The organism is Okibacterium sp. HSC-33S16 (assembly GCF_024171565.1).
GTDB lineage: Bacteria > Actinomycetota > Actinomycetes > Actinomycetales > Microbacteriaceae > Mycetocola_A.
Genome location: NZ_JALJZZ010000002.1, coordinates 1 through 14,070, shown reverse-complemented (window position 1 = coordinate 14,070; position 14,070 = coordinate 1). Strand labels below are relative to the sequence as shown.

General features: G+C 64.1%; 13 protein-coding genes. 8 read left to right on the top strand and 5 right to left on the bottom strand.

From position 1 onward, the window contains the following. Positions 1-59 precede the first annotated feature (59 nt). Entirely contained in the window at positions 60-2,207 is a 2,148-nt protein-coding gene (locus tag L1277_RS05200; RefSeq protein ID WP_253375303.1) for an ATP-dependent DNA helicase RecQ, read from the top strand. Here the strand turns inward: L1277_RS05200 and L1277_RS05195 are convergent. Together L1277_RS05195 and L1277_RS05190 are read right to left on the bottom strand one after the other, a co-directional pair. Further along, positions 2,185-2,727 carry an NUDIX domain-containing protein gene (locus tag L1277_RS05195; RefSeq protein WP_253375302.1) on the bottom strand — a complete coding sequence of 181 codons (543 nt, stop codon included), beginning with the start codon at positions 2,725-2,727 and terminating at the stop codon, positions 2,185-2,187. The two genes, L1277_RS05200 and L1277_RS05195, sit on opposite strands and share 23 nt — an antisense overlap. A gap of 52 nt (positions 2,728-2,779) precedes the next feature. Beyond that, positions 2,780-3,220, bottom strand: a complete 441-nt coding sequence (locus L1277_RS05190; RefSeq protein ID WP_253375301.1) for a TraR/DksA C4-type zinc finger protein — start codon at positions 3,218-3,220, stop codon at positions 2,780-2,782. Positions 3,221-3,284: 64 nt separating this feature from the next. Here L1277_RS05190 and L1277_RS05185 point away from each other — a divergent pair, with 64 nt between their 5' ends. Then, entirely contained in the window at positions 3,285-3,638 is a 354-nt protein-coding gene (locus L1277_RS05185) for a hypothetical protein (protein WP_253375300.1), read from the top strand. Between the two features lie 3 nt (positions 3,639-3,641). On the opposite strand, the gene L1277_RS05180 is transcribed toward L1277_RS05185, so the two are convergent. Continuing rightward, positions 3,642-3,905: a GIY-YIG nuclease family protein gene (locus L1277_RS05180; RefSeq protein ID WP_253375299.1), complete on the bottom strand. Its 264-nt coding sequence runs from the start codon at positions 3,903-3,905 to the stop codon at positions 3,642-3,644. 161 nt (positions 3,906-4,066) lie between these two features. On the opposite strand from L1277_RS05180, the gene L1277_RS05175 reads away from it, so the two are divergent. From L1277_RS05175 to L1277_RS05150, 6 genes are all read left to right on the top strand, one after another. Beyond that, positions 4,067-6,253 carry a DUF6049 family protein gene (locus tag L1277_RS05175; protein ID WP_253375298.1) on the top strand — a complete coding sequence of 729 codons (2,187 nt, stop codon included), beginning with the start codon at positions 4,067-4,069 and terminating at the stop codon, positions 6,251-6,253. Then, positions 6,246-7,874 (top strand): murein biosynthesis integral membrane protein MurJ, encoded by a 1,629-nt coding sequence (murJ, locus tag L1277_RS05170; RefSeq protein WP_253375297.1) that lies wholly within the window; start codon positions 6,246-6,248, stop codon positions 7,872-7,874. The genes L1277_RS05175 and murJ overlap by 8 nt, the downstream gene beginning before the upstream one ends. A 118-nt stretch (positions 7,875-7,992) precedes the next feature. Further along, the gene (gene trxB, locus L1277_RS05165; RefSeq protein ID WP_253375296.1) at positions 7,993-8,967 is read left to right on the top strand and encodes a thioredoxin-disulfide reductase; all 975 of its coding nucleotides are present in this window, start codon (positions 7,993-7,995) and stop codon (positions 8,965-8,967) included. Positions 8,968-8,994: 27 nt separating this feature from the next. After that, complete coding sequence (gene trxA, locus L1277_RS05160; RefSeq protein WP_253375295.1) at positions 8,995-9,318, top strand: thioredoxin; 324 nt, start codon at positions 8,995-8,997, stop codon at positions 9,316-9,318. Between the two features lie 142 nt (positions 9,319-9,460). Next, positions 9,461-10,783 carry a PLP-dependent aminotransferase family protein gene (locus tag L1277_RS05155; RefSeq protein ID WP_253375294.1) on the top strand — a complete coding sequence of 441 codons (1,323 nt, stop codon included), beginning with the start codon at positions 9,461-9,463 and terminating at the stop codon, positions 10,781-10,783. Between the two features lie 42 nt (positions 10,784-10,825). Beyond that, on the top strand, positions 10,826-11,779 hold the full coding sequence (locus L1277_RS05150; protein ID WP_253375293.1) for a D-alanine--D-alanine ligase: 954 nt from the start codon (positions 10,826-10,828) through the stop codon (positions 11,777-11,779). Positions 11,780-11,799: 20 nt separating this feature from the next. Here L1277_RS05150 and L1277_RS05145 read toward each other — a convergent pair whose 3' ends face one another. Together L1277_RS05145 and L1277_RS05140 are read right to left on the bottom strand one after the other, a co-directional pair. Beyond that, positions 11,800-12,762, bottom strand: a complete 963-nt coding sequence (locus L1277_RS05145; RefSeq protein ID WP_253375292.1) for a ParB/RepB/Spo0J family partition protein — start codon at positions 12,760-12,762, stop codon at positions 11,800-11,802. Then, entirely contained in the window at positions 12,762-13,682 is a 921-nt protein-coding gene (locus tag L1277_RS05140) for a ParA family protein (protein WP_253375906.1), read from the bottom strand. Before L1277_RS05140 ends, L1277_RS05145 begins: the two co-directional genes overlap by 1 nt. Positions 13,683-14,070: the final 388 nt, after the last annotated feature.

Here is a 14,070-nt window from a genome sequence, read left to right as displayed (position 1 = left end):
ACCCGGAGGGTGGGGATCGAGGGAGCGGTGTTGTCAGGTGTACCTGCGAAGCTGGGAGCATGACGAATACCCGGGCCGACGCCCTCGAGATTCTGCGAACACTCGTCGGCGCGCCCGACGCTGATTTTCACGAGGGCCAGTTCGAGGCGATCGCCACGCTCGTCGATGAACGACGTCGCGCCCTCGTTGTGCAGCGCACCGGGTGGGGCAAATCGGCCGTGTACTTTGTGGCCACCCTGCTGTTGCGTCGCCAGGGCGCCGGCCCAACTTTGCTGGTGTCGCCCCTGCTCGCGCTCATGCGCGACCAGGTTGAGGCGGCTGCCCGGGCCGGGGTGCGCGCGGTCGCCATCAACTCGGCGAATCCGCACGAGTGGGGTGATGTGCTCGGCAAGCTCGAGCGAGACGAAGTCGACGTGCTGCTCGTGTCACCCGAGCGACTCAACAACCCCCGGTTCCGGGAGGAACAGCTGCCCAGCCTTGTGCAGCGCACCGGACTCCTCGTGGTCGATGAGGCACACTGCATCTCGGACTGGGGCCACGACTTCCGTCCCGACTACCGGCGGCTGCGTGACCTCATCGCCGAAATGCCGACCGGCGTTCCGGTTCTGGCAACCACGGCAACCGCGAATTCCCGAGTCGTCACCGACGTCGCCGAGCAACTCGAGACCGCGGGGTCCACCGAGGTTGTGACCATTCGAGGCCCCCTCGCCCGAGCGTCCCTGCGCCTCGGTGTCCTCCGCTTGCCCGATGCCGGGTCACGGCTGGCCTGGCTGCTCACGCACCTCGATGACCTCCGCGGCTCGGGCATCATCTACGCCCTCACCGTCTCGGCCGCCGAAGACACCGCACGCCTGCTGCGTGAAGCCGGGCATGAAGTGCAGGCATACACCGGCCGAACGGATGCCACGGATCGCGAAGGCCTGGAGCAAGCGCTGAAGAATAACCAGGTCAAGGCGCTCGTCGCGACCAGCGCTCTCGGCATGGGGTTCGATAAACCTGACCTCGGATTCGTCATTCACCTCGGCGCTCCGTCGTCACCGGTGGCGTATTACCAGCAGGTCGGCCGTGCCGGTCGAGCGGCCATGATCGACGGAAAACGTGCGAGCGCCGACGTGTTGTTGTTGCCCGGCGACGAGGACGAGGCGATCTGGCAGTACTTTGCAACGGCCTCGATGCCCGACGAGGCGCGCGCAACGGCCGTCATCGACGAATTGGCATTCACCGGTGCGCCGCTGTCGACGCCGGCGCTTGAAGCGCGAGTGAATCTCAAGCGGAGTCCGCTCGAATTGCTGCTGAAAGTGCTCGATGTTGACGGTGCGGTGCAACGCGTCACCGGTGGGTGGGTCGCAACCGGGCGGCCCTGGGTCTACGACGCCGAGCGCTACGCGCGAATTTCGGCCGCTCGGGTGGCTGAGCAGAACTCCATGCTCGAATACGAGCGCACGACCGCGTGCCGGATGGAGTTTCTGCAGCGTGCCCTCGACGACGCAACGGCCGTGCCCTGCGGTCGGTGCGACACCTGTGCGGCAGCGGCCGGGCGGCCGGCCTGGTACCCGACAGACATTCGCGACGAGGCGACGGGACAGGCGTCGCAGTCGCTCAGCCGGGTCGGCGTGGTGATCGAGCCGCGCGCGCAGTGGCCCACCGGCGCCGACCAGCTCGGGGTTCCGGTGAAGGGCAAGATCGCTCCCGACGACCGAGTCGAACCCGGCCGGGCGTTGGCTCGACTCACCGACCTCGGCTGGGGCGGAACACTGCGGTCTCTCTTCGCCCCTGGCACCGCCGACGCACCCGCGAGCCCGGCGCTCATCGACGCGTGCATCCGCGTGCTCGCTCAATGGGGCTGGGACGAGCGCCCGGCGGCCGTGGTGGCGATGCCGTCTCGGCGCCGGCCCCTGCTCGTCGATTCGGTGGCTCGAGCACTGTCCGACGTGGGGCGGCTGCCCTACCTCGGTGCGCTCGATCTCGCGAACGGCGGCCCCTCCGGTGAGCCGGGCGGGAACAGCGCATACCGGTTGTCGAGTGTGTGGGGTCGGTTCGACACCGGACAGGAACTGGCAACCGCTTTGAGGGGTTACGCCAACCGACCCGTGTTGCTGGTTGACGATCTGGCTGACAGCCGATGGACGATCACCGTCGCGGGCCGCCTGCTCCGCCGCAGCGGGGCATCCGCTGTTCTTCCTTTTACGCTTGCGCTGCAGGCCTGATCGGTATGGAGGCGCCGTCATTGTCGGAATCGACGACGGTGTCCAGATCGGGTCCGAAGACGAATCGACGTTCGATGAGAGGGCCGGTGCCGACATCCTTCAGAACATTGGGAAGCCAGAACTTCGCGTCGTCCCACATCTCCGCAAACGGGATCCCGGCGACGGGGACCCACTCGAGGAGTAACTCGTCGGACTCGATGATCGACCCCTCCCACGCGCGCGTGGCGAACACCCAAGACACCTGGCTCCATGCCTTTCGCTGGGGAAATTCGTAACGGATGCGACCCAGGAGGATGAGGTCCGATTTGCGTACGCGGAGCCCCGATTCTTCCAGCACCTCGCGGACCACGGCCTGCTGGGGTGACTCACCGGGCTCGAGTTTGCCGCCTGGCCCCACCAGTTTTCCTAGGCCGAGACCCTTCTTCTTCCGACCGAGGAGGACCCGGTAACCGGCTTCGGGGGTGTCGCTCAGGATGTAACAAACGCACACCTCCGGCAGGGCGGCGTCCGTCTCACTCATGCCTCGAGAGTACGCGGAGGCATCGGTTGAAACCATTGGGCGGCCGGTAACCTCACCGACCGGTTTCAGCGAGGCGTGCACAATCGATGCAGAGTTCGGCGACCGGGCGGGCTTCAAGGCGTTCCCGGGCGATCGGCTGGCCGCAACGGGTGCAGATCCCGTAGCTGTGATCGTCGATGCGACCGATCGCCTTGTCGAGTTCCGTGAGCTGGCGTACGGCATCACCCTGCAGCCCGGTCAGTCGAGACCACTCGCTGGTGAGCGTCGGGCCCTCCGGGTCATGCTCATCGTCTTGCTCACCATCGCGAGCACCTCGAACCTCGACGAGCGACGCGGCGACATGCGCCTGCTGTGCGAGGATCTCCGCCCGTTGGGCGTCGAGTATCCCGCGGAAATGCCGCAGTGTGCTGCTGGCGAGCGGTTTCTGTTCCATGGCCCATAGTTGCACGAGAACCGCGGGCTGCAGCCGAATTTCGCTCGTAGCTTCGCTCATGTCACTCCCGGAAAACCTCGCGTACGCTTAACCCGGCACCCGCCGCAGAACGGAAGGAGGCGAGATGACCATGGCCAAGATGGACCTCGCCGAACTGCGCAAGTATGCCCGGTATGAGCTCGACGTCTTGATCGAGCACCGCTGCCGAGCGGGCGAGGATCCCTACGACTTCATTCATGACTTGCCCACCGTCGATGAGCTCGTTGTCTTCGAACTTCGCGCCGACGCCCTGGATGCGCGCGGGATGACCGCGCAGTACGCCATGGCCAAACACGCCGCACGGAGCGCACTGCCCGATGCAGCGCTGCATCGGGCAAACATCGCGAAACTGGAATATGACCTTTTGCGAGACATAGCGCTCGAGCACCCCGACCTGACGCGGACGGTGTGGACCTTGCTCGGAACAGTAGCCGAGTAGCCGCTAACCCAGATATTGCAGGGGTTTCCAGCCACTGCCTTCGACAATCAGCCGTTCTTTGCGTTCACGCTTCCAGCCGTGAACTTCTCGCTCGCGATAGAAGGCGGCGTCGATTCGTTCGAACTCCTCGACGTAAACCAGGTCGGCGGGCCAGCGCCACGCTGTATGGGTGCGGCCGACCTCCCACTGCGACTGCCCGAGATGGTAGGACAGATTCCACGTCGTTCCGGTCACCAGCGACCCGTCCGAGCAACGAAGGATGTACATGTACGGCATCCATCCAGCGTGCGCGCATCGCAACCAGTTGAACCGGTTAGCCGAGTGGCTGTGCGAATTTCAGCGTGAGCTGTGCGCTGTGACGGGCGAGGATCGGCGGTTCGCCGCGCGCTGGGAGCATCCCCTCAGCGTCCACCCATAGAATCGGTTCAATGCTGGCGGGTGATTTCTCCTGCTCCGGCGCAACGCTTATGACCCAGAATCGACTGCCACTGACCCTCCGTGCGCTTCTCGCCACCGCGGTCGGTTTGCTGTCCCTTGGGACTGTGCCGGCGGCATCCGCTCTCAACACTTCAGGTGTTGCCACCGCCGCTATCACCACCGCAGCCGAGCCGGTCGAGGATGTGTCCGTCTCGATCCGGCAATCCGCCAGCTTTCTCGGCGCCGGCGCAACGATGGCCATTACGGTGACCATCGAAAATGGCACAGACGCGATGGTCCCCGACGGCACACTGTCCCTCGAATCGAATGACCGCCCCCTGACCTCCCGGACGGCGCTCAGTGAATGGCTCGACCTCTCCAGCACCTCAAAGACAGAGCACACGGTCGCCGCTGTGCCCATTCCGGCGCTCGAGCCCGGCGGCAGCTACACGGCAACGCCGATCGAGGTCAGCCCGGAATCTCTCGCGCTGCCGGCAACACGCGGGACGTACCCGCTCGACGCCGTCTTTTCCAGCGCCGAAACGGTTGTGGAAGCACGTGACACGATCGTGTACAGCCCGGATCCCGCAGCGACGCCCCTCGGCGTTGCTGTCGTGATGCCCCTCACGGCACCCGCCACGACGGCGGGGCTGCTGACCGCCGACGCGCTCGCGTTTTACACCTCCCCCACCGGTGTTCTGACGAAGCAACTCGATGGCGTCATCGACCGGCCGGTCGCCCTCGGAATCGACCCGATGCTCATTGCATCCATTCGAGCGTTGGGAAACCAGGCCCCAGCGTCGGCGGTGGGCTGGCTCGACCGGTTGTCACGAGCAACCAACGAGACATTCCCTCTGCAGTATGCCGACGCTGACCCGTCGGTTCAGTCGCAAGCCGGCATCCCAGCGCTGCTGAGTCCCACCTCGTTGCTCTACGGCCTGAATTCCGAGAACTTCGCGGGCGACGTGCCCGAAGATGACGGAACCACCGACGGCGATGCCCCACCCGAGGGCACCGAAACCCCATCGCCTACACCGACGCCCGACGAACGACCACTCCCCAGCCTTGCCGAACTGACCGAGTGGAATTACACCACCAGTGGTGTGGTCTGGCCCGCAGACAATACGGTGATGGCAACGGACCTTCCGGTATTCGCAGCCTCCGGCGCGACCTCAACAATCGTCTCGTCCAGCAACGTCGTCTCGTCGGAGTCGTACACACCGGGTGCAGCCGCGACCATCGGCGATGCAGCCGTCATCGTGTCCGACTCCGCAGCATCCCTAGCCCTGCGAAACGCCGCCACCGCCATCAGCACGGACGCGCAGCAGGACGCTCTCGCCGATCTGGCCGCGCAACTCATGGTGGTCGGCTCAGAGCGCGGCGCACCACAGCGCAATCTTGTCCTCACGCTCGACCGGGGCTGGCCGCCGACCTCAGCGAGACTCAGCGAAGCACTCTCCGCGCTCGCGACCCTGCCGGGCGTCGTGACGACATCGCTTAACTTGGCCTCAACGTCAGCTCCCAGCGCCGTCACGGTAACCGACATGGCACAGGACGCCGCACGGACTTCTGCCGCCACCCGGCTGAGTGCGCGTGAGGCAGAAATCGCGAGCTTCGCGACAGTGCTCGATGACCCCACCCTGCTGACCGGCCGGGAACGCGCGGAGGTCCTCGCCCTCCTTTCGATCTCATGGCGGGACAACCTCACCGAGTGGACGGACGCTGTCACCGCGCACGATGAGCAAACCACGGCGACCCTCGCATCGGTATCGATCACAGCGACGACGCAGATCAACATGGTGAGCAATCAGACCTCGCTCCCGTTCTCCGTGCGCAACGACTTCAACCTGCCGGTCACCGTCGTGCTCCAGGCGTCGACGTCGAGCCTCAAGCTCAGCGTCGACTCGGCGGTCACCCAGACCATCCCCGCGAACTCCCGTGAGACCGTGAGGGTTCCCGTGCAGGCGCGCCTCGGCAACGGCGACGTATCCGTTCGGGTGCAGCTCTACTCGCCACAAAACGCCCTGGTCGGCGGCAGCGTGCACGTCCCCGTCAGCGTCCGAGCCGACTGGGAGGGCATCGGAGCAACGCTCATCGGTGTGCTCATCGGTGGCCTGTTCCTCGGTGGCCTCATCCGTACTATCCGCAAGCGCCGGCCGAAAGCCGACCCGTCACCCGCCGAGAGCGTGAATGACTAAGACAACAGACGGCGCTGGCATCGGCCGCGCCAGTTTCTTCCTGGCCTCGGGCACCATGGTGTCCCGCCTCCTCGGCTTCGTGAAGGCGATGCTGCTCGCGACCACCATCGGTCTCGTCGGTTCGCGCAGCGCCGACGCGTTCGGTGTGGCCAACCAGCTGCCCAACACCCTCTACGTCATCATCGCGGGCGGTGTGCTGAGCGCCGTTCTCGTGCCGTCGATCGTGAGGAGCATCGTCCACGCCGACGGCGGCAAGGCGTACATCAACAAGCTCCTCACCATCACCTTCGTGGTGCTCATCGCAGCCACCATCCTGGCCGTCTTCCTCGCGCCCATCCTGGTTCACCTGTACTCGGTGAGCCTCGACTCCGACTCACGCGCACTTGCCATCGCCTTCGCCTACTGGTGCCTGCCTCAGATCTTCTTCTATGGGCTGTATTCGGTGCTCGGTGAGATCCTCAACGCCCACAAGCTGTTTGGGCCGTTCACCTGGTCACCGGTCATCAATAACGTCGTCTCAATGCTCGGCCTCGTTGTCTTCATCGTGCTCTTTGGTGCTGACCCCAACGGCGCCAGACTCGTCACCGAGTGGACGCCAGGCATGGTCACCCTGCTTGGCGGCACCGCGACGCTCGGCGTGGCCGCACAAGCCGTCATCCTCTTCTTCTTCTGGCGCCGAATCGGCCTCAGCTACCGTCCCGACTTCGCCTGGCGCGGTGTGGGCCTGCGCGCGACAGGAAAGCTCGCCGGCTGGTCGTTCGCGATGCTCGGACTGACTACCGCCGGCGGACTCATCCAGACGAACGTTGCCCTCATCGCCTCCGGTCACGGCCCTTCGACGGCGACGCTCCAGAACGCCTGGCTCATCTACATGCTGCCGCACTCCGTCATCACCCTCTCGGTCGCCACCGCCTACTTCACCCGGTTGTCGGAGCACGTCCGCGAGAACCGTCTTGACGATCTGAAAACGGATGTTTCGGCTGCGGTTCGTCAAATCACCCTCCTGATCGTCATTGCCACCGCCGTTCTCCTGGTCGTGGCCTTTCCTTTCGCGAGCCTGTTCACCGGCCAATTCCCCGACACCGCCGCCATGGGCTTCGTCCTGATGGGCTACCTCATCAGCCTCGTTCCGTTCGCCGTGCTGTTCGTCTTCCAGCGCACGTTCTACGCCTTGGGCGACACCCGCACGCCCTTCCTTTTCACTCTCGTGCAGACGGTCGTTTACGTCGCCTTGGCCCTCGCCTGCTCCCAGCTGCCCAAGCAGTTCATCGGAATCGGGCTTGCGGTTGCGATGTCGATCTCAATCGTGGTTCAGATGGTGACCGCGGGCATCCTTCTTCGAGGTCGCATCAACGGCCTCGACATGGCCCGCATCATCCGGAGCCTCACCGTCTTCACGGTGGCCGCGATCCCCGCGGTGATCGCCGGCGTGCTGCTGATCTTCTGGCTCGGCGGATACACCGACGGCTGGGCACTGGCCTCACCGGTCACAGCCATCCTGACCATGGCACTCATCGGTGTCGTCATGCTCGTGCTGTACCTCGGTGTGCTCGCGCTGATGCGGTCAGAAGAGCTGCGCTCCGCACTGGCACCGATCACACGGCGGCTGCGTCGTCGCTAGGCGCCTACCCCGCTTCCGCGGGCGCTCACAGCCTCCTCCCAGCGCAGCTCGGCCGCCGGAATAGGTGCTCACTAAGATGTGTTGGACTGGTCGAGTCAAGTTTTGAGGAGCAACTACCGTGCGCAATGTCATCATCATCGGGTCTGGGCCGGCCGGTTACACCGCGGCGATCTACGCGGCTCGTGCCAACCTGAATCCGTTGCTCCTCGCCTCGAGCGTTGAGGCCGGTGGCGAACTGATGAACACCACCGAGGTGGAGAACTACCCGGGCTTCCCCGAAGGAATCCAGGGCCCTGAGCTCATGACCAAGTTTCAGGAGCAGGCTGAGCGCTTCGGCACCGAGATCATCCTTGATGACGTCACCGAGGTTTCGCTTGATGGCGAGGTGAAAACCGTCAAGACCGGTTACTCCGGTGACTTTGAGGCGTCGACCGTCATCGTGGCGACCGGAAGCGCGTACCGCAAACTCGGCCTCGCGGACGAGGAGCGCCTCTCCGGCCGCGGCATCTCGTGGTGCGCCACCTGCGACGGCTTCTTCTTCAAGGAGAAGACGATCGCGGTCGTCGGCGGCGGCGACTCCGCGATGGAAGAGGCTACCTTCCTCACGCGCTTCGCATCGAAGGTGTACGTCATTCACCGCAAGGACACCCTGCGGGCGTCGAAGATCATGCAGGAGCGAGCCTTCGCCAACGAGAAGATCGAGTTCATCTGGAACTCCGAGGTCGTCGGCATCTCCGGTGAGAACGCCGTCAACGGAGTGACTCTGCGCAACACGGTCGACGGCTCCGAGAGCTCGCTCGAGCTCGGCGGACTGTTCGTGGCCATCGGAAACGATCCGCGCACCCACCTGTTCCACGGGCAGCTCGAACTCACCGCCGACGGAACCATTGCGGTCGACGGCCGTTCATCCCGCACGAACCTCCCCGGTGTCTTCGCTGCCGGTGACGTCATCGACCCGAGCTACCGCCAGGCGGTCACCGCCGCCGCATCCGGAACCGTCGCTGCCCTGGACGCTGAGCACTACCTGGCGAGCCTCGAGCAGGAAGCGGACCACAACCCTGAAATTGCGTCCGCAGTCGCGGCATCCGTTTAAATTTTCATCTATCCACAAGGAGTAAACATGTCAGCACGTGCAGTATCCGAGAGCACTTTCGACGCCGAGGTTCTGAAGAGCGAGAAGCCCGTTCTCGTTGACTTCTGGGCTGAATGGTGTGGCCCCTGCCGCATGGTTTCGCCGATCCTCGACCAGATCGCCACCGAGCACGCCGACAAGCTTGACATCGTCAAGGTGAACGTCGACGAGAACCCGCAGCTCGCGATGGACTACCAGATCACGTCGATCCCTGCCCTCAAGGTGTTCAAGGGTGGCGAGGTGGCACAGACCATCATCGGCGCGAAGCCCAAAGCAGCACTCGAGAACGACCTGGCCGCCTTCATCAAGTAGCCAGACGATCTTTTCGACCCGTCCGGCACCCGCCGGGCGGGTCGTTGTCGTTAATGGTCGCGCAGGCAGCAGTCCACTCGCCGTTCATTGGCATCCCCGCCGTGCGGCTAACATCGATTCAAGACCAGGAACGGAAAGAACAGTGTCAGAACTCGGCTCTCGCCACTCATCCGGAAACAACCTCGACCCGTGGTACGGCGCTTACGCCGCCCGCACGGCCGGGTTGGCCGCCAGCGAGGTCCGAGCCCTGTTCGCCGTGGCGAGCCGCCCCGAGGTTGTCTCGCTGGCCGGTGGAATGCCCTTTGTCTCCGCTCTCCCCGAAGATCTGGTCACGGACGCCATGGGCCGCGTCATGCGCGAACAGGGTGCGGTTGCGCTTCAGTACGGTTCCGGGCAGGGCGTGGAGAAGCTGCGCGAACAAACGCTCGAGGTGATGGCGCTCGAGGGAATCCAGGGGAGTGCCTCTGACGTGGTGATTACCACGGGCAGCCAGCACGCGCTCGAACTGTTCAGCAAACTCTTCATTGACCCGGGCGACGTGGTGCTGGCCGAGGGCCCGAGCTACGTCACGGCCATGGTGATCTTCAAGAGCTATCAGGCCGAGGTCGACCACGTTCCGATGGACGAGAACGGGCTCATTCCTGAAGCACTTCGTGAGCACATTGCACGCCTCAAGGCGGCCGGCAAAACCATCAAGTTCCTCTACACAATCCCGACGTTCCACAATCCGGCTGGTGTCACCCTGTCGGAGGCGCGTCGCAGCGAGATCCTTGAGATCGCGCGTGAGAACGACATCCTGGTGCTCGAGGACAACCCGTACGGCCTCCTGTATTTCGAGCAAAAGCCGCCCGAGGCGCTGCGTTCGCTTGAGTCGGACGGCGTCGTCTACCTGGGCACGTTCTCCAAGACACTCGCACCGGGCTTCCGGGTAGGGTGGGCACTCGCTCCGCACGCCATCCGCGAGAAGCTCATCCTCGCCAACGAGGCGGCCATCCTCTGCCCGTCCTCGTTTAGCCAGCTCGTCATCTCGCAGTATCTGGACCAGGCGGATTGGAAAGGCCAGATCAACACTTTCCGCGGGGTCTATCGGGAGCGAAAAGAGACCATGCTGACGGCGCTCGGGGAGTACTTGCCCGAACTCAGCTGGACGAATCCCAACGGTGGCTTCTACGTGTGGCTCACCCTGCCCGAGCAGCTCGATTCGAAGGCCATGTTGCCACGGGCGGTGAAGGAGCTCGTCGCTTATACGCCCGGAACGGCGTTCTACGCCGACGGAGACGGGCGCCGCAACATCCGGCTCTCATTCTGCTACCCGACGCCTGAAAATATTCGGGTGGGCATTCGGCGGCTGGCTACAGTGATCAACGGCGAACTCGATCTGCTCGACACGTTCGCGGGGACCGGACGCCTCACGGGGGCGAAGGGCCGCGGCAACTTCGCGGGCCCGCCACCCAACATGTCCTGAACTCGCTGACCGCCCACGCAGACCCACAGAAAAGGCCTGATCATGACCGAATTTAAGAAGCTCGACATCGTGGTGCTCTCCGGGGGGATCTCGCACGAGCGTGACGTGTCGCTGCGGTCAGGGCGTCGCGTCGCCGAAGAACTTCAGGCCGCAGGGCACACCGTCACTCTTCGTGATCCTGACGCTCGGCTGCTGCCGATGCTGGCCGAGAAGGCGCCAGACGTTGTCTGGCCCGCCCTTCACGGAGCCAGCGGCGAAGACGGAGCGCTGCAGGCGCTGCTGCGTGCCAGAGGCATCCGTTATGTGGGTTCTCATTCAGAGAGCGCAGGGCTCGCCTGGTCCAAGCCGACCGCCAAGGCGCTGGTGGCCCGGGCAGGCATCGCAACACCCGCGTGGCTGTCATTGCCCAACGGCACCTTTCGCGAGCTGGGCGCCAATGGCGTGCTCGCGGAGGTCGTGCACGGCATCGGTCCTGCCGCGGTCGTGAAGCCCGCACAGGGCGGCTCTGCGCAAGGTGTGACGATTGTGACGGATGTCGCTGACCTGCCACGCGCGATGGTCGACGCGTACACCTACTCAGATGTCGCGTTGATCGAGAAGAAGATCGAGGGTACCGAGCTCGCGATCGCAGTGATGGACTCTGGTCACGGACCGGTTGCGTTGCCCGCTGTTGAGATTGAACCACTGTCGGGCGTGTACAGCTTCGAAGCGCGATACAACGCGGGGGAGACGACGTTTTACGCCCCGGCACGCGTCTCGGAGGACATCGCCGAGCGTGCAGCGGCGACCGCGGTTGAGGTGCACAAGATTTTGGGGATGCGACACATCTCGCGCATTGACCTGATCGTGGATGCTGATGGCGTTGTGTGGTTTCTGGAAGCGAACATGCTGCCCGGTCTTACCGAGACGTCCCTCGTGCCGCAGGCTATCGAGGCCGCCGGGCTCACACTGGCGTCCGCATACAGTGCTCTCGCCCTGGCTGCGGCCGGGGAGTAACCCAGCCGCAGCAGCGGTTTTTACGAGCCGTAGGCGGGCTCGCCGATCTCGGCGAGGATCCGGTTGAGGTCGCCCAGAGTCGCGAATTCTATCGTGACCTGGCCTTTTCTGGCTCCGAGGGCCACCTTCACCCGGGTGTTGAGGCGGTCGCCGAGCCGATCGGCGACTTCCTCGAGATGCGCATGGCGCGTGCCAGACACCGGCTTGGTTTTCTTGGGGGCTTGGCCCTGCATGTGGGCTGCCGCGGCCTCCGCCGCGCGCACCGACAGGTCTTCGTTCACGATCTTGTCCGCGAGCTTCTGCATCAGCTCGGGCTCGGTGAGGGAGAGGATGGCGCGAGCGTGCCCTGCCGTCAGCACCCCTGCCGCCACGCGAGCCTGAATCGCCTGCGGGAGCTTCAGGAGACGGATCGTATTCGTGATTTGTGGACGTGACCGGCCAATTTTCACCGCCAGCTCGTCCTGGGTGATTCCAAAATCGGCGAGCAACTGCTGGTAGGCTGATGCCTCTTCGAGTGGGTTGAGGTCCGCCCGGTGAAGGTTCTCCAGGAGAGCGTCCCGAAGCATGTCCTCGTTGGCCGTATCCTTCACGACCGCGGGGATCGTCGCGAGGCCTACCTCTTTGGTCGCCCGCAGCCGGCGCTCACCCATGATGAGTTCGTACTTGCCGCGCTTCTTGGGGTGGGGCCGAACAACGATGGGCTGGAGCACGCCGACCTCGCGGATGCTGTGCACCAACTCAGCAAGGTCTGCAGCGTCGAAGTTAGTGCGAGGCTGCACCGCGTTCGGGATGATGTCCGCCGGGTCGAGTTCCACCAGCCGGGCGCCCGGCACCGCGACGAGGGCGTCGTTGTCGAGGGTTCGCTCCGGGTTGGTCTGGGGGAAGAATACGTCTACCGGCCGGCCGTTCTCCGTCATTTCTTGCGTCGCCGTAGGGATCAGAGATCCAATACCGCGGCCGAGGCCCGTGCGTTTCACAGCCATTAGTGTGTAGCTCCTTCAGTAACCAATTCAGGTGTTCTCTGTGCCGAGTCGTCAGCGGCCGCTTCGTCGCGCTCCGCCTGTCTCATCGCAATCTCCGTGGCCGCCTCGAGGTAGGAGATAGCCCCCACGCCGCTGGGATCATGACTGATAACGCTTTGGCCGAAGCTGGGCGCTTCCGAGATCCGCACGGCTCGAGGAATGACGGCCTTCAGCACCTCGGCGGGGAAGTGTGCCCGCACGTCGTCCGCCACCTGATGCGCGAGGTTGGTCCGTCCATCGAACATCGTCAGAAGGATCGTGCTCACGCGCAGTGGTGGGTTGAGGTGCTTTTGGATCATTCGGATGCTGTTGAGTAACTGGCTCAAACCTTCGAGTGCGTAATACTCCGCCTGAATCGGGATCAGAACCTCGCGTGCTGCTACAAACGCGTTGATGGTCAGCAATCCGAGAGAGGGAGGGCAGTCGATGAAAACGTAGTGATAGGGATCCTCCGCTTCAGCGACGAATTGCTCGAGAGCGGTACGAAGACGGTGCTCACGCGCGACCTGCGAGACGAGCTCGATCTCCGCACCGGCCAGATGAATGGTCGAGGGCGCGCAGAAGAGGGTGTCGAACTCGGGGCTCTGCTGCACGACGTCTTCGAGAGGAAAGTCATCAATCAGCACGTCGTAAATGCTCGGAATCTCGGCATGGTGATCGACGCCGAGCGCTGTTGACGCGTTACCCTGCGGATCCAGGTCAATAACAAGAACCCGGGCTCCTAGCTTCGCGAGCGATGCCGCGATGTTCACAGTGGTAGTCGTCTTGCCGACCCCGCCTTTTTGGTTGGAAACCGTGAAAATCCGCGTCTTTTCGGGCAAAGGAACCGATATATCGGCTAGATTCTTACGTCGGTGGGTGAGGTCCAGAATCTCGCGCATGAGCGGCGATGAGTCGTCTGCGGCGGGCGAATGAGTCACCGACTCTCCTTCTCTGTGGGGATGTTTCACGTGAAACGTGACGCGTCCTGTCGTTCTTCAACCGTACCCGACGCCGTCAGCCATTCCTGTACGCATGCGCGCCTGTCGCGCGATCCGCGTGCTCGATAGGGCCATGCGGTCAAGAAAGCGCGCCGGATCACTTTTCGATTCACGTGAAACATCGCGGCGGTACCGCACGCGGTGCTCGCGGAAGCCACAGAAGACACCGGAGGCAACGTGCTGCCGCGGCTAGTTTCACGTGAAACATCGCGGCGGTACCGCACGCGGTGCTCGCGGAAGCCACAGAAGACACCGGAGGCAACGTGCTGCCGCGGCTAGTTTCACGTGA

Coding starts and splice junctions, on each gene's coding strand:
- L1277_RS05180 (WP_253375299.1), bottom strand. CDS start 3,905: ATGTACATCCTTCGTTGCTCGGACGGGTCGCTGGTGACCGGAACGACG.
- L1277_RS05150 (WP_253375293.1), top strand. CDS start 10,826: ATGACCGAATTTAAGAAGCTCGACATCGTGGTGCTCTCCGGGGGGATC.
- murJ (WP_253375297.1), top strand. CDS start 6,246: ATGACTAAGACAACAGACGGCGCTGGCATCGGCCGCGCCAGTTTCTTC.
- L1277_RS05190 (WP_253375301.1), bottom strand. CDS start 3,220: ATGAGCGAAGCTACGAGCGAAATTCGGCTGCAGCCCGCGGTTCTCGTG.
- L1277_RS05145 (WP_253375292.1), bottom strand. CDS start 12,762: ATGGCTGTGAAACGCACGGGCCTCGGCCGCGGTATTGGATCTCTGATC.
- L1277_RS05195 (WP_253375302.1), bottom strand. CDS start 2,727: ATGAGTGAGACGGACGCCGCCCTGCCGGAGGTGTGCGTTTGTTACATC.
- L1277_RS05200 (WP_253375303.1), top strand. CDS start 60: ATGACGAATACCCGGGCCGACGCCCTCGAGATTCTGCGAACACTCGTC.
- L1277_RS05175 (WP_253375298.1), top strand. CDS start 4,067: ATGCTGGCGGGTGATTTCTCCTGCTCCGGCGCAACGCTTATGACCCAG.
- L1277_RS05140 (WP_253375906.1), bottom strand. CDS start 13,682: ATGCGCGAGATTCTGGACCTCACCCACCGACGTAAGAATCTAGCCGAT.
- L1277_RS05185 (WP_253375300.1), top strand. CDS start 3,285: ATGACCATGGCCAAGATGGACCTCGCCGAACTGCGCAAGTATGCCCGG.
- trxA (WP_253375295.1), top strand. CDS start 8,995: ATGTCAGCACGTGCAGTATCCGAGAGCACTTTCGACGCCGAGGTTCTG.